The organism is Exiguobacterium sp. FSL W8-0210 (assembly GCF_038006045.1).
Lineage (GTDB): Bacteria > Bacillota > Bacilli > Exiguobacteriales > Exiguobacteriaceae > Exiguobacterium_A.
Genome location: NZ_JBBOUK010000004.1, coordinates 16,012 through 34,316, shown reverse-complemented (window position 1 = coordinate 34,316; position 18,305 = coordinate 16,012). Strand labels below are relative to the sequence as shown.

Here is an 18,305-nt window from a genome sequence, read left to right as displayed (position 1 = left end):
AGTCTCCTTATCCAAGCTTCAATTCTTTTAATAATTCATTGTATATTTTTGCTCCTTTGGAAGTAGGAGCTGCTAAAGACAAAGGTCTCTGATCAAAACCAACACTAGATGCAAACTCGATTGTTGTCGGTATAAATGTTTTAGTGACCTTTATTTTCGAGTTCATTGCGTAATCTTGTAAAAGTTCCATAATCCCTCTATGTAAAAGTGTTCTTTGATTTACTAGCGTAGGGACAATTGCTCGGACACGTAACTCAGGATTCATTTGACTCTTAAAATCATTTACTATCTTCAAGGTTTTTTGCAATGATCGCATAGCATATTTTTCGGGTTGGAACGGAATAATCATATCCTGGCACGCCACTAAAATGTTTCCTTGTATTAAACCGAAACTTGTTGGTGTATCGATTAATACATAATCGTAGTCCATCTTAATTTTTTCAATAACTTCTTTGAGCAATGAAAATCGCTTTTGTGTAGGAAATTGCCTTGCATCTAACAATACATCGAATTCAAATGAGAGCATACCATCATTTGTAACCAGAAGATCGATATTTTTATCAACACTGACTAACGCTTTTTTAGGGTCTACCCCTTTAATGAGTGCATCATATAAAGAAAACTCCACATCTTCTTCTAACAGATCTGGGTTTTGACCAAACGTTACAGCCACATCTGATTGTATGTCCATATCCACAATTAAGACCTTTTTATCTATTAAAGAGAGTTGACCAGCAAGGTTTGTCGTCATGGATGTTTTCAACACCCCACCCTTATTACTTATGACTGCAATTACTTCTCCAGGCATCATTACACCTCATACTTCCTCAGCTTTTTTTGACGGTACTTATAGAACGTAGGTGGTTTCAGTGGCAAGACATCACAAATATCTTTTACAGTCATTCCAGCTTCAAACATCATGTTAGCCTTATCAATGACTGATTGCTCAATTGGCTTTCTACCACCAACTCTTCCTCTACTTCTTGCTGCAGCTAATCCTGCTTTAGTTCGCTCAATGGTTAATTCCCTCTCCATTTCTGCAAGACCTGCCATAATCGTGAAATACAGCTTACCGGCTGGTGTGTTGGTATCAACACCTAAAGTAATTATCTTTAGTCCAATACCGTTTTCTTCTAACCACTCTGATAACTCGAGTAACTTTTTAGTTTGACGACCTAAGCGATCTAATTTCCAAACGACTAAAGTATCTCCAGGACGTAAATAATTTAAACAAGCTTCAAACTCTGGGCGATCTTTTACTGAACTCTTCTTTTCTTCAAAAATCTTTTCACAACCAGCTGCTTTAACTGCATCAAGCTGCAGTTCTAAATTTTGTTCAATGGTCGATACTCTGACATATCCGATGTTCGCCATCAAGACACCTCCTGTTTTTTTGTTTGCTCGAGCAAACAATAATCTCGTAGCGAGGGTTTTTTTATATAAAACGTTAAATCTTATCGATAAATAGATATTGATTAATATACGAGAAAATATAACACTTTCCTGCTTATTATACTAAATTTATTAGCATGTTGGTTTTTTATATTAAACGACCGTTTGGTATAAAAAATCGACAAAAGACATGTCTGACTATTTTGAACTTAAATTATAGTATAATTGCATTCAGAATAAAAAAACTTTGGAGGTATTATATGTCTACTAAATCTATTTACATTAATCAATTAATTAATGCGAAAGTTGCTGTCACAGAGTTTAATGGAGATCAAGATTCTGATTACTTAACTTACATCACTTCAAATGCAATGGTTGTAGGAAAAAAATTAAGTGTTAACCCTTTAGTATTTGAAAGTCTCGATAAGATCGAAGAGGCATTGGATCATCGTCGAAGCGAAGAAGTCCCTGTTAGTTTTATAGATATAGCTGCAGGATTATATAACTTTGAAACTGCCGAAGAAAAGAAAGATGTTGCAAATGAGATTCCGTGTATTACTTTAGAAGATGTTCAAGTATTGACTTCACAAAATAAAGTTTTGAATTTATCTCATTTTGTACTATTTATTGATCAAATTGTTGGTGTAATCCCAACGAAGGTTGATTTGATTACTATTCAACAATCAAAGTTCTAAAGATACATTTAGTTAGTCAAAAGATCTCCTATTGATAGGAGATCTTTTGACTTTTTATATATCACTTAATAACTCTATTCCAACAATCTTTTCAAAATCTATTTTCCCTGTACTAGTGTTACTTCCAATTAGCCTTACACAACGTTCAACGTCATCTATCCGTTGTATATATCCTTTACAAGACTTCATATCACCAGAAGTACTATCATAATACGTTATCTTTATTTGATTGCCGTTAATTAACGCTTCGTTGATTGCTTCCTCATAAACAAACATCATTTGCTCATCCATCTCTGGCATCGGAATCTTTTGCTTTTCTTTATAGTACTCATATAATAATGCTTTATGCTCTGGCATAAGAAATGGTATCCACTTTAAGTTACCTCGATCTTTATACATGTCGCGCCTCCTCTAAATAAGAATATATGTTCTTATAATAACCTTTTTTCATTGGTTAAAACGCTTCTTTGATTTTTTCAACAAAAAAAGGGCTAAGTCATTTACTTCAAAAGAAGTTTTGATTTAGCCTTTTGTCTTTAACTCTATTTTTTAGTTCATCTTTCTAGATCGTAGTTGTTTCTAGTTACATTTGTTGAAGTGATACTTTTACTATTTATATGTGGTTGCTCAGACTTACCTTTAAAGTACTTGGTTTCAATTACCTCTTCGAATACTTTCTTTAAAGGTCTTCCAGTTCCATTAACTGACTCAATTGTTACCTCGAGTAATTTTTTTGAGTCTACTTTTTCTAACTGGAGAGAGTATCCCAGTTTATCTGCTACCTTTTCAATAAATATTCTTTGTGTACGTCCGTTCCCCTCCCTAAACGGGTGGATCATGTTCAATTCACCATAATAATAAGCTAGCTTTTCACTTATGTTATTGGCCGTAATAGACTTCGACGTGATATCTCTATTTAATTTTGTAACTAAATCTTCTAGTGCAGCTGGTACATATAGAGCATTGGCAAACATTGTTTTTCCTTTAACGATATTCACCGTTCTATATTCGCCGGCCCAATCATATACACCCTCAAACAAGTTTTTATGAATCTTTTTTATTAAAGCAGCATCCAGCTTTAAATTCGGTGTGGCTATCAATTCGTTTTGTAACTTGATCCATCCACGAATTGTAGACCTCTTTTCTAGAATCTCTAGTTTTTTTGGATCCGTTTCACCGAACTTATTCTTCAATACACCATCTCGAGAATAAGGATCTGTACTCAATTCATTCCCTCCCCTTACGTATTAGAAGATAGTTCTTTTAATTTTTCATCATAGTAAGCATCAATTTCTTCAGTAGGATCTAATCCTAATAACAACATTTCTTTAATCTTCTTTACTAGATCTTCTTCTATAGGCAATCCTTCAGCTGCAGAAGAAGCTAAAAAACCTGGTAATAGCTCAAGCATTTTATCGGCATTTTGGAGTTTTTTCATGTATATCTCCTCCTTGTTTTATAGTTTAATTATATCATAAATAACTATAAAACACGATTATTTATTGCTTAATCCGTAACTATTTTAGTGATTATTAGCCCTTTATCATTGTATAAAAGCTTTACCTCATACACTTTTTCTTTAGCCGTAGTGAATTCAAATAAAGCTTCAGTATTACTCTCAATCTCTTTTATTTGTTTTATCTTATACTCCTTTACAAATCCATATGGTTTCACCTTATCCATAATTAATTGATCCATCTCTTCTGGGCTCTCTCCATTTGGGCCTTCAATTACCTCAGGTGATCCCTTTACCCCAAAGGCTTCAGGTGAGAAGTAGCTAAATAAAGAATATCCATCTACAACCGATTTACCGAACTCTTCAGCCCTACTCTTTACGTTCACTTTAGGAAGTTCATGTAAAAATGTAGAGAGAGGCTCTTGAGAGTTATTATTAGCAGTCTCAACCTCCTGTTTTTCATGTCTTATTTCACCAATTTTTACTGCAGCTGTAATGATCAAGGTGGTCGTAACTATAAACGTACCGATTAAAATTAAAATAAATCGTTTGTACCCCATCAAAACAGCCCCTTTACTACTAGTTCTGGATTAATTGCATTCTTTTTATCGACAGTCCAGGCTGGAGAATGTACCTCAAAGTGTAAGTGTGGGAAAGTGGACCATGGTACTCCAGGCGTATTCCCTACCATTCCAATCTTTTGTCCTTGCTTGACACTCATCCCTGTTTTAACTAACGGCGTGTAAGCTAGATGAGCATACACCGACTCAAAACTTTTACCTTTCACCTTGTGCTTGATATATACAACATTTCCGTAAGAAGATGAGTATTCTGCTCTAGTTACTTTGCCTGCAGCAATCGAATAGATCCCAATCTTCCCTTCATCTGCCCAAGAATGAACGTTCAAATCAACACCTGCGTGCCATGCTGGCGATCTAAATTGATGCCAGGTACCTTTAGTGTAAGTATCTTTTGGCATAGGTGAAATGAAATCACCCTTACCTACAATGAAATCTCCACCCATCGAATCGCATGATGCTTTACCAGGGTTGTTATAATACTTCAACACCATCATGGCATGTTGAGGTGTTCCGTGTACCCCATCACCGCATCCTAATTGAGAGGGGTGTGACGAACACCAGTACTTAGAAAACTCTTGTGCTTTTTCTAGTGTATATTTGTTTCCGTGTGACTTAATCCAGGGTAAGAAAGCGCCACCGAAATTATAGGTTTGAACAGCGATCATCATGTCGCCTCCAGCCTTTTGTATCGATGCTTTCCACTCTTGTACACCTGCCTGGATTGAGTATTCAGCATTTTGAATACCATTAGGTCCTTTAGGATATCGCGTATTATATGGACCTTCTGAAGCTTGCATTGGATCCGTTCCCATTCCTGAACTTTCTTGTTGCATCATAGCCATAAGCCATCCTGTATATTGTTCTACGCCATATTTCTTTGCATATTTTTCAATAAGGGACTTGTAGCCTTTCACGTTGTCTGTGACACCTTTAGCACTTCCTCCAGGAGCCACGTCACCAATACAAAGACCAATCCCTCCTGATACTGATTGAAGATCAGGATACATCTCCATGAGCATCCCACTATCAAGAATACGCTTGACGTCTCTTTTCATCACTTTAGTAAACTTCGCAAGATTCATAGCTTCGTCAATTCCATGTGAAGACATCGATACTCTATATGTTGATTTAGCACCAATTTCTCTTAGCGATTCTGCTATGTTCTTCGTGCTCCCACCACTACTTTTTATAAAAGATAAAATTTGATTCTTACCTTTGTAGTTCTTTTTAGATATAACCTTTTCTACAGTTCCTCCGCCTTTAATGCACTCGCCTTTCTTATTTTTCTTTTCACATTTGACATTCTCTATCTTTAATTTTTCTACGCTCAACTCAATAAAATACAATGCTGCTTCTTCTGGATCTCCCTTATCTAGATCATTATCAAAACGCACCATGTCAAATGCAATGAGTTCTTGCCAATCTATACCGAATTCACTAGCTACATTCGCGTATTCTTTTACCTTGTCTTCTTCTCCTCCTGGCATAAAGCCCGTAAAGACAAGAAAAGGCACAGTAAGAATAATCGCTAAGATTACACCTACTGCGCCCGCTAGCTCCTTCCAATGCTTAACTGCAAAAGAAGCTAGTTTAATTTTTAGCATCATAAAGTCGTCTCCTCAGCTAATTATTAAGCTGCAGGTTTAGAAGTAAAGATTTACTGTTCAGTATCAGAATCACTTTCTACATAAAATACCCAATCATTTAGTCGAAAGAATTCTTTTTCTTGTTCAGTAAATTGAGTGGAAAAGTATATCCAAGCAAACAACTCGATCAATTCAGCCTGTTTCAAGCCAAAATGCTTTGCATATACTTTCATTTCATCAAAAACGCCATCCTTAAAATCATGTCCCATTCGTTCTTTTCGTACACCGGTTGTTGGTGGGGCAATTATTTTATGATTTCGTTCCTTGATTTCTTTAACCACTCCAAGACCGTTATCAAAAATTTCATTCCATCCCATTTCCTTTTCTTTTAACTTGCTTAAGCCTCTAAGGTAATGGATAGGTAGGATTACTTCATTGCGTACCGCAAATGTTTTAAATGGCATATAGCATCCCTGTTCTTTCTAAAGATTTTCTTCGTGTACAGGTTATGAAGAAGAAGACTTTTCTAACTTCATAATGTCACAAAGTGATATAAAGATGCAATACGAACCAATAATTGGTAGTTGGAAATGCGTCTTTATATGGCTTTAGAAGTCACCACATATTTATTCCATTCTGTTGGAATAGAACCTTTTGGGGCTACCTTACCACTTGTAAGATAAACATCCCTTTTCCATATAAGCCATTTAAACCCTACTGGTTTCTGATTATTGCCTTTCATCACTTCTAATTCAAGTCCTGCATCTCGGGCTATTTTGTTCCAAGTTTTATACATCTTAATATGTGTATAGGTGTGGATGATCACAGACTCTCCCTTTAATTCTTTTGCTTTAATAAACGACTCGAGTCGTTTAAAGTCACTTACGAGATCTATTTTCCAAAACTTTATTATTTCCTCAGAAGACATGCCCTTACGAATCATTTCTTCCATTTCATGTTTTGAATACTTTTTATGATGCATTTCATAACTTCCGTCACTCAATTTACAGAAAGAGAGCTTTTTTATTCCTAGTTCTTTACTAAGTTTGTCACCATCTTTTTCGGGGTCTACTTTTTTCCTGGAGTATATCCATAAAAATATGCAAATAATCAGGTATGAATATCCACTCAAAAAAATTATGCTGCTTATTTTGCTTATAATTGGTAGGACGCCATTTGATTTTGAAAGCCCGTAGTATAAAGCAAGACCTGTCAAACAGATAAGAAATGCATTAATCATTCTATACTCTGCTTTTCTTTGAAGCTCAGAAGTCCACATTTTCTTCACATCATTAATCCCCCTGCTAATAGTGTAAATATTGCTCCTAAACACATATTAACAGCCCCCGGCCAGTTTTCGAAAATTACTTCTTTTCCTAAAGATACTCCTGGAGTGAACAGTAAGATCAGTTGCTCCTTTTGTTCAGCCACTGCTTTAACTAATCCTTTTTTCCGTACCCATGCAATCCAACTAAAAGCTAACTGAAATGAATAAGTGATTGTACAAAAGATTAGAGCATGTAAAATGAGATTTTCTTGTGCAAATGAAGTGATCCACACGCTCATAACAACAAACATCTTTGTATCTCCAGGACTCGAGGTATTCATACGTTCTAAAATCAACCCAAATACTAAACCGATCAACATAATAACTAGAACTAAAAAACTACCCTGATGTGTGTAACTGAAGTAGCTTAGTCCTACAATTAACGAAAACAAATGCTGTATGTTTGAAGTTTTTCTATATTGGATATCTGTATACAAATTCATCACTACATATAGCGCGAATAGAAAAAACGCCCCTAATAGCAACCATTGATCTACTGAAAAAACTCCCAATAATTCATTAAAAGAAAAATAAGATAGTGGAGACTTAATCATCTAAATAGAACCTCGCTTACTCCATTTTTCTTAGCGTGCAATGAAAAATCCATATTTGTTATCCCTATTAAATTGAATATTTCATATCGATATGTTCCTTGAATTTCGAATGACAGTGGCTCATTATGCTGTACTCGCCCTTTTGTGTAAGTAATCTTATAGTCAGCAAGATTTTCTTTTTCCATACGGCTTTCTATTTGACCAATAATTGAATGTCGAACACCTTCATATTCATAATCAAAACCACCTTGTCTTTCGGCTAATTCAACCGCATCATTCGCTAAGTTTTGTATATTGGTTTTTTCGTTACTCATCATCAAACCTTCTGGAATCAATAAAACAAGAAGAACTAGTAACGTGATGAACATTGCAGTTGCAACGGTGTTTTGCAATTTTTACGCCCCTCTCATACCGATAAAAGCAAGAGAGGAGGTATTCACCTTCTCTCTGCATCATCAGTTACGATTATTTCCCCCAAGTTCCTGGATCGATTTTTGTAGATGTATCTTTTAAACGGTTTCCATAATTAGTGAATGATCCTTGAAGTGCTGCATAGATGATACCGATCGCCATCATTGCTGCAAAGATTGTTCCAACAATCCACATACCGATATCAGAAGAGTTCTGTGATACTTCAGATGCAACCCATTTAGGCGCTAGCAATTGTGCAAAAACTACCGTTAGCAATACGAGTGTCAAGATAATCATTAAGTTCATTTTTCTATCTCCAATTCATTTTTAGTATTTTTTAAGTTAACTTATTTACCCCATGTAGTAGGATCGATTTTTGTAGATGAATCTTTTAAACGGTTTCCATAATTAGTGAATGATCCTTGAAGTGCTGCGTAGATGATACCGATCGCCATCATTGCTGCAAAGATTGTTCCAACGATCCACATACCGATATCAGAAGAGTTTTGTGACACTTCAGATGCAACCCATTTAGGTGCTAGCAATTGCGCTAGCGCTACCATTAGCAATACAAGTGTTAAGATAATCATTAAATTCATTAGTCTATCTCCATTCATAGTTGTTTGTTGTTTGTTTTTCGTTCTTGATATTGTTTTTACATAGATCACACTAATTTTTTCTATTACAAATTGATGGTTTTAATGCCTTCACTCCTTTCGAAGTCTAATTTTCCTAATCCATTGTTTACATCGATTGCATGGTTTGCGTAAAAGTTACATATAGGATTACCAATGGATATAAAAGTATCAGCATGACTACAATGAAATTCCACTTAGCAAAAGCTAAAGGTTTAGATGATATCAAATAGTTATAATTTTCTTGGCGTAACTTATCCATTAATTCTATTTGATCGTCTAGAATCGCAAGGGCTCCTTCTTTATTCACTTCAGAAGCTTGCTTAATAGCAATTACAAATGTGTGTGCTTCTGCAATGTCTAAGTTCTTAGCAAACTTTTTTAATACATAGTCATCTCCAGGTTTAGTTTCTAAGTCCATGGCTAGCTCATTAACATGAGGGCTCAAGTATGGACCAGCATAATCAACCGACTTTTTAATGGCTTTTGAAGGTGTATGGTTCTTTAACAATGTGGCAACAATTTTCAAGTAACCTGGCAATTCTAATTTTCGTTCCCAAGCTGCCCTTTTAATTCTTTGCTTTAACTGGTAGTTAGGGTAGAAATAGAAAAACGGAGAAACAGCTGCCATGATTTTAAACTGTAGTGAACCAATGATCGCAACTCCTAATAAAGATGCTGTAGTGAACATGACTGCATATAAAATCTTTGTTTGCTTAAATTTTTTGACAGTCATATTCATTCCAGAAATCATAAGTTTTTTCTGAAGATCCGTAACTGCTATGCTCTCTTCTGATTTTTTCACTCTACTAAGCTTCTTACCATTTGTAAGGTTATCACCCCCTTCCAATAAGATTTCAGATGCTGTGACCCCCTTATTAGGAGTCATGATAAAGTAAAGTGCTGTTGAAACAACTATGAACAGAATTGCTGCTATAAATAGCTCCAAATTATTCCCCCCTTACTTCTCCGACATAGGATTAAAGTTTGCCAATCTTCTAACGATGAAATATATCACGATGACTGCAAGGAAATTAAAAACAATAACAACCTTACCTGGCAAACTTTCTGTTAATGCTTCAGCAATTTTAGGCATAAAGTTAAACGCAAAGGGCATTGCTAATACGAACACTGCGTTTTGATAAAATGCTCTTTTTTCTTTTACTAATTCAGTCTTCAGTTTTGCTATAAGTGTTTTCTCTGATTCAATATCATTGACTACACTTGTCAAAATTTTATATGTGTCGTTTCCGCCATCGGTAATAGCTATGTCAAGCTGATCGACATAAAAATTAAGCATCTTAAAAGGATATTTTTTAATTAAATTATCAAAAGATTTTTTTACACTAATACCAGAAGAAAGACTAATGATAATCTTTTCAATTTCTTCTTGAACGGTAGGGTGTTGTAATCCTTTAATTTCTTTCAATGCCTTTACTGGTTGGTGCGTGACTAACAAAGTAGAAGTAAAGGCATTTAAAAATACTAAGAGTCGATCCAATAAAACAATTCGATGTTTTCGTTTCTTGTGATTCAACAAGATTTTTGGAACAACTATTCCTGAAAAACCAAGCAACAATAGTAGTTCTTCTTTTCCAAAGCTGAAATAAGCAAATAATGAAATTGATACTACTGATACTAATGTGATTAGTAGCCATTTAACTGGGCTTAAATCCCACTCGTACTCTAGTGCTTCCTCTCTTAACTTCTTTGGACTTAAACTATATCTCGAGTGTTTAGTAACATCAGTTCTAATTTTGTTTTCGTTCCTGTTGTCGTTATCAGTCATCAACTCGGAGATCGTGCTTTTAGGTTGAAGGACTACACGTATAAATGTGTATACAAGAACGAGTAAACATAGTGAAATCAACAGGTTCATCTGTCACCTCTTCAAATCAATTTTTCTATGAGTTTCGGTTCTGCTAAAGAGCGTGATAATTTTCTAGTGAGACGTTTAGAAAATTTATTTTTTAGTACATGTTTTCCGTTAAGTTTTAAGATTTTTCCATGTTGATCAATTTCAAAATTATCTTTTTGATAGTCAAATAGAAAAATGTCATTTAGAGTAACTTGTTGTCTTTCATGATCGTAGCCTGCTATTTCAGATATTTGAGTTACATACCGATTATTGTCTTCTAATTTTTCCATTACGATAATCAAGTCAAAAGCACCAGCGATAGACTGTAGTATGTCGTTTCCACTTAAATTAACTCCAGATCGTAAACACATTTTTTTCAATCGTTGCATAGCTTCTTCACTACTTTCAGCATGAATAGTAGTCATTCCACTATGACCAGATTCAAAGAATTCAATCATTTGCATAGCTTCTTCTCCACGACTTTCTCCAACAATAATGCGTCGAGGATGTTGACGAAGCCCTAACTTCAATCCAATGCTATATGGAATATCGGTCTCTACGTTACCTGTCATTCGACACTCAAAGGTATAAAAATGTTTTTCAGGATAAAGCTCATGCAGAAACAATTCAGGATCATCTTCGGCTACGAGAGTTCGCTCATTATTAGGAATATGTTGTGCCAAGTGCTTGATAAGTTCCGTCTTCCCCGTTCCAGTTCCCCCCACAATCAAAATTTTAAGCTTAGCTTGCACAGCTGCTTTAAACAAATCCAATTCATCATCCGATGCTTGATTCGTCAAGAGCATCTGCTCTCTGGTAGCTCTAAGCTCACTTGAACTTTTCCGAATTGAGATTGAAGTTCCAATGCCTGATATATCTGACTTCATAATGTTCATTCGAAGTCTTGGTAACGAGGCATCTGTATAGGGTTTAGCCGTAGTTAGAGTAGATTCCGTTACGTTCACTAAGCGATATGCCAATCTTAAGATTTCATCCTCTGTAGAGAAATTAATTACTTCTTTTGTTAGTGGATCAACAAACAATGTATCCCCTTCAGGACCGATATAGCGAATAGACTTTGTTCCGTTGACGAAAATATCCGTAATGTCTTCTCTCTCAATAAGAGGTTGCAGAATCCCAAAACCCGTAATTTCATCAAGAATTGAGTTGACCAATTCATGTTGTTCAATATTAGGAATTGCAATACTATTTTGCTGAATATACTCAGAAATTTTCGAACTCAACTTGTCGCGCTTTTTTCGGTCTAGGAAAGATGATTCTAATAAAGATTTATTAGTTTCAATTAAATACTTACGAAGCCTTTCAACTGATTCATCAATTAGGTCTTGCGCTTCTTCTCCCAACAACTTTGCTTTACTTTGCTTGTCAGCATAAGACAATGTGTATAAATCAATTTTGTTGAGATTTTTTGTGCCAGGACTATTTATGAGATCGATTTTTGTACTAATTTTTTCTCACTCCTTTATTTGCGAAAAGTTAGTAAGCTCTTGATAGAAGTTTTAGGTTTTTCAGCATATCCTACTCCTTGAACTCCTAACACAGCTTGTAAAGATTGAATCTTCACATCAATCAAGTCACTACCAATATTAAGCAGCCATTCTTCCCTAACTCTTAAAGGATCATAAGGAATTGGAATGTATTGAATATCATCAATAAATTCTACGATATCCCCTTGATAGTCTTTATCGTGCTTATTTACAATTAACGTTTCGTTAAAATCAAGGTTGTTTTCAGATAACCAAGCCTTTTCGTTTCTATACTCTAGTAAGGACTTAGGCGTCCCCTCTACAACACTGATTACCTGATCAGACGATTTGATGATTGGATACGCTGTAAATTCATCCAGTTCAGTCGGAATGTCTATAACGATATAATCGTAAGGTAAATCTCTGAGTATACTCATAAATTTTTCAGTCCACGAGTTAGGATCCTCTAATTTAACTTGATCATATTTCCCTTGGAATTTCGGAACTGACAACACCTCAATTCCAAACAGTTGACTTGCTATTTTTTTATCCATATCCTCTTTCGTAGCAATATAATTTGTGATCTTATAGCTAGTACTTCCTTGGTTAACTAGATTTAGAAAGTTTTTGGTTGGATGAGTAAATCCAGTGTTTACTGCGAAGGATGGACTTACTAAGTTAGCTTCAATGTAAAGAACTTTAGCTTTTAATTTTGCTGTTTCCTTAGCAAACGTAGTTGCTAACGTTGACGCTCCTGATCCTCGACTAATACTTCTAAAGGAAATTATCATTGACATGTAAACCCTCCTTATTTTTTGACTAAGTTAAAGTCTTTTCCGAAATTTAATTGTTGCTTAACATGCTCACCAATTTTATTTTTAGATTTATCTTCGATGTATTTTAAAATCACTGATTGATCAGATACTTGATTGAAGGAAGTGACTAATTTCTCACTGTTTTCTTTATCACCATTTTGAGATGCAACAGGCATTATTGTTCCTAACTTTTTGGCCCTATTTAGATATTGCAATTGAGCAGGTGTAACGGCTAAAGTGTACAATCTAGCAGCGCTCTTAACTTCTTTCGTTTCTCCATTGGAATCTTGTTCTTCCCGAAACGCATCATTCGTGTCTCCGTCCTTCACGCTCGTTACTCTGACTTGAGGGAATAAACCTCCGAATAGAACACTTTGATTGCTTTCATCTGTCATCAGTTCCCCTCGTGCACCTTCCATATTTAAAAAATATAGATCTACATATGTTCCAGGGACTATTGAGTTTCCAGAGCTAGTTTCTAAATCAACTAACAATGGAAATGCTACTTCTCCTTCTTCTAAAGATAGAATGGCTGCATCAGGTAATTCGTTTTTACTTTTGACATTATTCTTTAAGAAAAAGCTATTTGCTGATATTCCGAACCCCTCAGTCGTATACTTACCAACAATCTGATCTTTAGATGTGTAGGCATTAGGTGGTATTGCATTCCCTGGCACATCTCGTTCAAAAATCATATCTTCAGTAATTTTGGTATGTGGCTGAATGTCGTTCTTTACTAAGGCTACTTTTGTAGGATTAACAGCAGTTTCAACAGCATAGGCATTGTAAGCGTACATAGAACCTACGACGGCTAATGAGAGAGCAGCTGCTACAACCTTTCGCTTGGTTTGTTTTTTTAATTTTTTCAATCTACGTTACCTCCAGGCATTTTGATCTTACTTTTAGATTCATAAATAACGATATTTTTAAATACTAGGCTAACGTCTTCATCTTCATCTTTAGTGGTCTTCATAAATGTAGATTTATTTGTTACCTCTCCTTCAACTGCTACCATTGCAGGAGAGGTATTAAATTTAACGACTTTAAAATTCCTAGTACTACCTTCGTAATTAAAATCGTTATTTGATTTATAAAAGTCTTCATATTCCTTATTAAATACAGATTGGTCAATTTCAATTCTTTCACTCACGCGAAGTGTACCCTTATTGATTGCTCTCTGAATTGAAGCTTCTGAGGCTTGTTTAACAGCATCACGATTATCAATCATGCTGGCATTTAAAACAGTGGTATCAATTTGAAAAGCAAAACACATAGTGAAAATTGATACTGCCAAACCAAACCAAATCATTTTACTCATTGTTTACCTCCCACGATCCAATCCTCTAGACCGTTTAGCAAACTCACTTTACCTAACCAATCCCAACCGTTACCTCCAGGAAACGGCTTACTAGGGGAAACTGATCTTCGTACAAAATCATCCATTGCCGTTCCCTTAATTTCTGTTTCGCTTGTTAAGCAAAGTCCTAAGTCGTTGATTCCTCCACGACCTACATTCACTTCAAATGGGTATTTGCCATCCTTTTGTTCGAAGTCCGAATACCATTTTCGACCACCGTCAATCAATTCTTCTGAAGATTGAGCTGGATTATCGTTGTCAAAAACTACCCCTGATTTTTTAGAGACATATACGTTTTTAGGAACGAATCTAGCAAATTGACCAGTGTCTGTAATGCGTTCAAGATACTGCATAGTATCTAATCCACTTGCTGAGTAGCCATACTGTACTGCTGCATTCTTAGCTGTGCCGTTGAATAAAGGTTTGTATTCATTAAAATACTGAGTATCGACTGTATACGTAAACCCATATCCAGCTCTTAACTTTTTAGGGAAGACACTGTTTATAGATCCTTTAAGCGTCTCTGTGTACGTTCTTTCTCCTAATACCGAATCGCTTATAGTAACTACTGGTCCACTTACCTCAGAAGTCGGTCCACACATTCCAACTTCTCTAGAAGGGGTAAAGATTGTGGTTTCTCGGACATTGTTTGCATAAACATCTTCTACTCCATCAACATATTCTTCATATGTTCCATCTTCATTGATTTCTGCCACTACAGTTGCTTCATCTTCTACTGTCCAAGATAAGCTGATTGTTTTTCGCTCTCCTTCTTTTAGTGAAACGTGTGTTTCTCCTTTAACTTCGTTATTTACTTTAAGCGTTAAATTTGGGTTAGTGCTGCTGTACTTAGATTCATCAGCATTTACCTCATCTAACTCTTTTTCGTAGTGGTCGATCCATTGATCGGTTTGACCGATATTGCATTCCATATCGTTAATTTGTGTCTGTTTATTGTTCACTGCTGTCTGTGCTGCATTGACTTCAGCAGGGTTTACGACTGTTTTAGTAGTACATTGTTCTTTACCGTTACCATCAATTACACAACTTTCTACTTCTTCACCTTTTTTGGCATCCGCCAATTTCTTATTCAAAGAAACCAATTCCAATTGATATTGTGCTTTTTTTGATTCCTGACTTGCTTTTGTAGCTTTTTTTGAAGATAAGTCTTTATTAATTGCATTTTTTGCTTTTAAACGATTTGCTGCGTAGCTTGCTCTATAAACGGAAATCGGTGTTGTAGTTGCTGCATTAGAGTCCGTAGTTTTGGTTTCAAGCCGTTCAACCGATAAATCCAATTCATAGTCATATCGATATTCTGGAGGATCTATATCTTCAATTTGACATGTACCTGGTTTAGGTGGCGGAACGCTTTTAGGACTCCAACTTAAGCTAGTGCTAGCACTATTGTTAGCATAACTCTCCTCCGTCATGTCCTTACTTCCATTAGGATTGAACTCTGCGGTAAACTTAAACACGCCCGCCCATGTCGTGGTTATATTGGGATTAAACCCGTAAGACTTGCTATACACTGTTCCATATGGAAATGATTTGCCGTACTTTGGCAATGTTGCTGTTGAGAGCGTCCCACTCTTTGAAACAGCTTTTCCTTTTGCATCAATACCATCAAAATTCCATCTTACAGTCCATGGTACCGCTACTTTGGAAGTTACGATTTGTTTATCTGGTGAGGCGTTTTGAACTTTAAATGTCAAATTGACATTATTTGATGAACGCGAAGCTGTTAAAGAATTTGCTTTCATATCTGGTTCTGGACATTCAGGGAAGTCTAGTGCTTTAACGATATAAGCTTGATACCAGTACACACCTGAATTTGGATCTCTATACTGAGTAACTGCTAATCCTGCCTCGTACCCTCTCCGAAGACTTTGAATGCGAATTCTAGCTTCATCTTCGTTCTTTAACCACCAAGATCCAGTCTTATAATCGAGTAGCTTTTTTCCTAACCAAGAAAAGTAACCCATGGTTTTAACTGCTTCATTATAGAGACTTCCTCTTGGAGAGTAAAAAACATCTTTCATTGCATAAGCATATTTAACTCGTGTTGCATAATTTTCGGACTTCAAGAATAGATCGGCATCAAATTTACTGATACCGATATATTCAGGATAGTCTTCATTAATCATCAGTCCGCCATAGCGAGAATAACCAAGATATCGCCACTGGCCACCTGAGTAGTCATTTCCATAGCTACTGTCATTGACATCTTTAGGTGTTCCATAAATTAATAATCTATATTTTCGTGAGAGACTCGGATTTAAATTGTAAGTCTTGCCACTAATTCTGTTTGAGACTGTAGGTACACCAATACTTTTTACGTATGATAGCCAGTCTGTATCACCACATGCCTGGATCGCTAAAGATGAATAACCGGAATTCGTATTTTGAACAGCTGCTCCGATTGTTCGATAAGTAGCAAATACTGTAGGCTGTTTACTTTCAGTAACGATTACTTCCCCGTTATGATCCGCATCAATTAGTTTGACAACTTTTCCACTATCTGATGTGATCATTTTGCCTTCTAAATCTTTCCATGAATGAATAGGAACTTTCCCTTTAGTCCTGCTTATTGATGAATCAAAAAACGATTTCATCCCATTGCTTTCAATAAATTCAACATCTTGAATGTTGACTGCATTTTGTTCATTATCGCCTACACTGACTGTACTAGCTTCTGCAATAGATGTGCTTGTAAGCAGGAACATAGTCAATAAAATAAGCGATACTTTCTTCAGCTTCATTCAGAACCCTCCGATATGCTTATTTCTCAAAACGAATACTTCCAGCGTTGAAAGTAACCGTGTAACCATCGACGTTATAAGGACCATAACCATCCCCACCGTAGTACTGTTCATCAAAGTATTTATTTATTACGGATTCATAGCCATTAGGTAAATATGGTTTCAACATGAGCTTCATGATGTACTTACTCTCTTTGATTCGTAAATCACGTCCGCTGGAGTAATACATTTTGAATTTTTTTGATCCGTATGCAAAATCGTAAGCAATTTTAACATCATCCAAAGATTCAAACCCATCCACAGTGTTTACTAAATTAATTACAGATCCGCTTGATTTAGCACCTAAAGCATCCGCAATAGCCTTTGTTTCTCTCACTTTCGCATCATAAGAAAATGAATTTGAGATTTTCACTTGATCAACATCATCAAATTTTAAAGCTAGAGCGTAGCTACCTGTCTGCAGCTCGTATCCTGATACATTACTCGGTTTATTTGATGTATCTTTTGGAGGAGTTGTAGGGACTGTGGGCTTTGATGGAACTGTAGGCTTTGTAGAAATGACAGCCTTTTTAATATCTGACGATTTAATAAAACGATATGACTTTTGGAACAAAATTTTTGAAAAACCATTGCTAGTACCATAAACCCCTACTTTTGTTCCTTTCTTTAATGACCCTACAACCTTGTACTTAGCTGATGCACCAGTTAGTACATATGCTTTAGCTGGAATTACTGAAGCGTAATATTGAACTTTAAGAGATGTAGAAACTTTCTTTGTGTACTTTGAAGAAATGTAACCAGTTTTGCCTTTGTACTTGATTGTGTACCAACCTGATTTTGAACCGATTACTGTAACTTTACTTCCCTTGGCAAGCTGTCCTAATTTTTTAGCTTTTGCAGATCTTGACTGACGAACGTTTAGAGCATCAGTCGTAGTAACCGAAAACTGTTTGAACGTACTTACTGATGGATTCTTTTTAATGTACTTAGCTGAAACATATGCCTTTTTACCTTTGTATGTGATCTGATACCAACCATTCTTACTTCCTTTTACCGTAACTACACTCTTCTTTTTAAGTAGACCCAATTTTTTATATTTCGTACTTGGACCACTTCGTACATTTAAATCTGCAGTAGACGTACCTTTAAACTGTTTAAATGTTGCTGCTTCCACTTTTGTTACTTGTCCTGGAGCATTCTCAAGAATGCTTACACTAGGAACTCCAGATAAAAATACTGTGGCTGCGATTACTGCTGATAGACTCTTTTTCATAAAACATTTCCTCCCTATGATATAGGCATTTGAATGCTTTTATCCGCTTTTCTTCCTATATATAGGATACCAATTAAACTAACTAAAGTAAATTCCTATACTTGGTAATAAGGTCA

22 protein-coding genes are annotated in these 18,305 nt (G+C 35.7%); 1 reads left to right on the top strand and 21 read right to left on the bottom strand.

Annotated elements, in window-relative coordinates:
• Window positions 1-7: 7 nt before the first annotated feature.
• Together MKY22_RS17215 and MKY22_RS17210 are read right to left on the bottom strand one after the other, a co-directional pair.
• Complete coding sequence (locus MKY22_RS17215) at window positions 8-808, bottom strand: ParA family protein (RefSeq protein ID WP_341090738.1); 801 nt, start codon at window positions 806-808, stop codon at window positions 8-10.
• A gap of 2 nt (window positions 809-810) precedes the next feature.
• Window positions 811-1,374, bottom strand: coding sequence for a recombinase family protein (locus tag MKY22_RS17210; RefSeq protein WP_341090735.1), 564 nt, complete (start codon window positions 1,372-1,374; stop codon window positions 811-813).
• Between the two features lie 278 nt (window positions 1,375-1,652).
• On the opposite strand from MKY22_RS17210, the gene MKY22_RS17205 reads away from it, so the two are divergent.
• The gene (locus MKY22_RS17205) at window positions 1,653-2,087 is read left to right on the top strand and encodes a hypothetical protein (protein ID WP_341090733.1); all 435 of its coding nucleotides are present in this window, start codon (window positions 1,653-1,655) and stop codon (window positions 2,085-2,087) included.
• A 54-nt stretch (window positions 2,088-2,141) separates the two neighbouring features.
• On the opposite strand, the gene MKY22_RS17200 is transcribed toward MKY22_RS17205, so the two are convergent.
• The 19 genes from MKY22_RS17200 to MKY22_RS17110 form a co-directional block, all read right to left on the bottom strand.
• Window positions 2,142-2,486 (bottom strand): YolD-like family protein, encoded by a 345-nt coding sequence (locus MKY22_RS17200; RefSeq protein ID WP_341090731.1) that lies wholly within the window; start codon window positions 2,484-2,486, stop codon window positions 2,142-2,144.
• A 155-nt stretch (window positions 2,487-2,641) separates the two neighbouring features.
• Entirely contained in the window at window positions 2,642-3,313 is a 672-nt protein-coding gene (locus MKY22_RS17195) for a Fic/DOC family protein (RefSeq protein ID WP_341090729.1), read from the bottom strand.
• Window positions 3,314-3,327: 14 nt separating this feature from the next.
• On the bottom strand, window positions 3,328-3,525 hold the full coding sequence (locus MKY22_RS17190) for a hypothetical protein (RefSeq protein ID WP_341090727.1): 198 nt from the start codon (window positions 3,523-3,525) through the stop codon (window positions 3,328-3,330).
• A 68-nt stretch (window positions 3,526-3,593) separates the two neighbouring features.
• Complete coding sequence (locus MKY22_RS17185; protein ID WP_341090726.1) at window positions 3,594-4,103, bottom strand: hypothetical protein; 510 nt, start codon at window positions 4,101-4,103, stop codon at window positions 3,594-3,596.
• The gene (locus MKY22_RS17180; protein WP_341090724.1) at window positions 4,103-5,731 is read right to left on the bottom strand and encodes a lysozyme family protein; all 1,629 of its coding nucleotides are present in this window, start codon (window positions 5,729-5,731) and stop codon (window positions 4,103-4,105) included. Before MKY22_RS17180 ends, MKY22_RS17185 begins: the two co-directional genes overlap by 1 nt.
• Window positions 5,732-5,781: 50 nt before the next feature.
• Window positions 5,782-6,174, bottom strand: coding sequence for a hypothetical protein (locus MKY22_RS17175; RefSeq protein WP_341090722.1), 393 nt, complete (start codon window positions 6,172-6,174; stop codon window positions 5,782-5,784).
• Window positions 6,175-6,308: 134 nt separating this feature from the next.
• Window positions 6,309-6,998 (bottom strand): hypothetical protein, encoded by a 690-nt coding sequence (locus MKY22_RS17170; protein ID WP_341090720.1) that lies wholly within the window; start codon window positions 6,996-6,998, stop codon window positions 6,309-6,311.
• A complete protein-coding gene (locus MKY22_RS17165) occupies window positions 6,995-7,591 on the bottom strand; it encodes a hypothetical protein (RefSeq protein WP_341090718.1) in 597 nt (198 codons plus the stop codon). The genes MKY22_RS17170 and MKY22_RS17165 overlap by 4 nt, the downstream gene beginning before the upstream one ends.
• A complete protein-coding gene (locus tag MKY22_RS17160; RefSeq protein ID WP_341090714.1) occupies window positions 7,588-7,983 on the bottom strand; it encodes a DUF4320 family protein in 396 nt (131 codons plus the stop codon). The genes MKY22_RS17165 and MKY22_RS17160 overlap by 4 nt, the downstream gene beginning before the upstream one ends.
• A gap of 73 nt (window positions 7,984-8,056) precedes the next feature.
• Complete coding sequence (locus MKY22_RS17155) at window positions 8,057-8,308, bottom strand: hypothetical protein (RefSeq protein ID WP_341090711.1); 252 nt, start codon at window positions 8,306-8,308, stop codon at window positions 8,057-8,059.
• 41 nt (window positions 8,309-8,349) lie between these two features.
• Window positions 8,350-8,601: a hypothetical protein gene (locus tag MKY22_RS17150; protein ID WP_341090709.1), complete on the bottom strand. Its 252-nt coding sequence runs from the start codon at window positions 8,599-8,601 to the stop codon at window positions 8,350-8,352.
• Window positions 8,602-8,746: 145 nt separating this feature from the next.
• The gene (locus MKY22_RS17145; RefSeq protein ID WP_341090707.1) at window positions 8,747-9,586 is read right to left on the bottom strand and encodes a hypothetical protein; all 840 of its coding nucleotides are present in this window, start codon (window positions 9,584-9,586) and stop codon (window positions 8,747-8,749) included.
• 12 nt (window positions 9,587-9,598) lie between these two features.
• Entirely contained in the window at window positions 9,599-10,426 is an 828-nt protein-coding gene (locus MKY22_RS17140) for a hypothetical protein (protein ID WP_341090706.1), read from the bottom strand.
• Between the two features lie 101 nt (window positions 10,427-10,527).
• On the bottom strand, window positions 10,528-11,895 hold the full coding sequence (locus tag MKY22_RS17135) for a CpaF family protein (protein WP_341090703.1): 1,368 nt from the start codon (window positions 11,893-11,895) through the stop codon (window positions 10,528-10,530).
• 83 nt (window positions 11,896-11,978) lie between these two features.
• Window positions 11,979-12,779, bottom strand: coding sequence for a hypothetical protein (locus MKY22_RS17130; protein WP_341090699.1), 801 nt, complete (start codon window positions 12,777-12,779; stop codon window positions 11,979-11,981).
• Between the two features lie 11 nt (window positions 12,780-12,790).
• The gene (cpaB, locus tag MKY22_RS17125) at window positions 12,791-13,666 is read right to left on the bottom strand and encodes a Flp pilus assembly protein CpaB (protein WP_341090696.1); all 876 of its coding nucleotides are present in this window, start codon (window positions 13,664-13,666) and stop codon (window positions 12,791-12,793) included.
• Complete coding sequence (locus MKY22_RS17120; protein WP_341090694.1) at window positions 13,663-14,115, bottom strand: hypothetical protein; 453 nt, start codon at window positions 14,113-14,115, stop codon at window positions 13,663-13,665. The genes cpaB and MKY22_RS17120 overlap by 4 nt, the downstream gene beginning before the upstream one ends.
• A complete protein-coding gene (locus MKY22_RS17115; RefSeq protein ID WP_341090691.1) occupies window positions 14,112-16,916 on the bottom strand; it encodes a hypothetical protein in 2,805 nt (934 codons plus the stop codon). Before MKY22_RS17115 ends, MKY22_RS17120 begins: the two co-directional genes overlap by 4 nt.
• Before the next feature lie 19 nt (window positions 16,917-16,935).
• A complete protein-coding gene (locus tag MKY22_RS17110) occupies window positions 16,936-18,189 on the bottom strand; it encodes an SH3 domain-containing protein (protein WP_341090689.1) in 1,254 nt (417 codons plus the stop codon).
• Window positions 18,190-18,305 lie beyond the last annotated feature (116 nt).

Bases quoted from the DNA above. Each gene is read 5' to 3' on its own strand.
- MKY22_RS17215 (WP_341090738.1), bottom strand. From the start codon at position 808: ATGCCTGGAGAAGTAATTGCAGTCATAAGTAATAAGGGTGGGGTGTTG.
- MKY22_RS17210 (WP_341090735.1), bottom strand. From the start codon at position 1,374: ATGGCGAACATCGGATATGTCAGAGTATCGACCATTGAACAAAATTTA.
- MKY22_RS17205 (WP_341090733.1), top strand. From the start codon at position 1,653: ATGTCTACTAAATCTATTTACATTAATCAATTAATTAATGCGAAAGTT.
- MKY22_RS17200 (WP_341090731.1), bottom strand. From the start codon at position 2,486: ATGTATAAAGATCGAGGTAACTTAAAGTGGATACCATTTCTTATGCCA.
- MKY22_RS17190 (WP_341090727.1), bottom strand. From the start codon at position 3,525: ATGAAAAAACTCCAAAATGCCGATAAAATGCTTGAGCTATTACCAGGT.
- MKY22_RS17185 (WP_341090726.1), bottom strand. From the start codon at position 4,103: ATGGGGTACAAACGATTTATTTTAATTTTAATCGGTACGTTTATAGTT.
- MKY22_RS17180 (WP_341090724.1), bottom strand. From the start codon at position 5,731: ATGATGCTAAAAATTAAACTAGCTTCTTTTGCAGTTAAGCATTGGAAG.
- MKY22_RS17175 (WP_341090722.1), bottom strand. From the start codon at position 6,174: ATGCCATTTAAAACATTTGCGGTACGCAATGAAGTAATCCTACCTATC.
- MKY22_RS17165 (WP_341090718.1), bottom strand. From the start codon at position 7,591: ATGATTAAGTCTCCACTATCTTATTTTTCTTTTAATGAATTATTGGGA.
- MKY22_RS17155 (WP_341090711.1), bottom strand. From the start codon at position 8,308: ATGAACTTAATGATTATCTTGACACTCGTATTGCTAACGGTAGTTTTT.
- MKY22_RS17150 (WP_341090709.1), bottom strand. From the start codon at position 8,601: ATGAATTTAATGATTATCTTAACACTTGTATTGCTAATGGTAGCGCTA.
- MKY22_RS17140 (WP_341090706.1), bottom strand. From the start codon at position 10,426: ATGACTGATAACGACAACAGGAACGAAAACAAAATTAGAACTGATGTT.
- MKY22_RS17130 (WP_341090699.1), bottom strand. From the start codon at position 12,779: ATGTCAATGATAATTTCCTTTAGAAGTATTAGTCGAGGATCAGGAGCG.
- MKY22_RS17120 (WP_341090694.1), bottom strand. From the start codon at position 14,115: ATGAGTAAAATGATTTGGTTTGGTTTGGCAGTATCAATTTTCACTATG.
- MKY22_RS17115 (WP_341090691.1), bottom strand. From the start codon at position 16,916: ATGAAGCTGAAGAAAGTATCGCTTATTTTATTGACTATGTTCCTGCTT.
- MKY22_RS17110 (WP_341090689.1), bottom strand. From the start codon at position 18,189: ATGAAAAAGAGTCTATCAGCAGTAATCGCAGCCACAGTATTTTTATCT.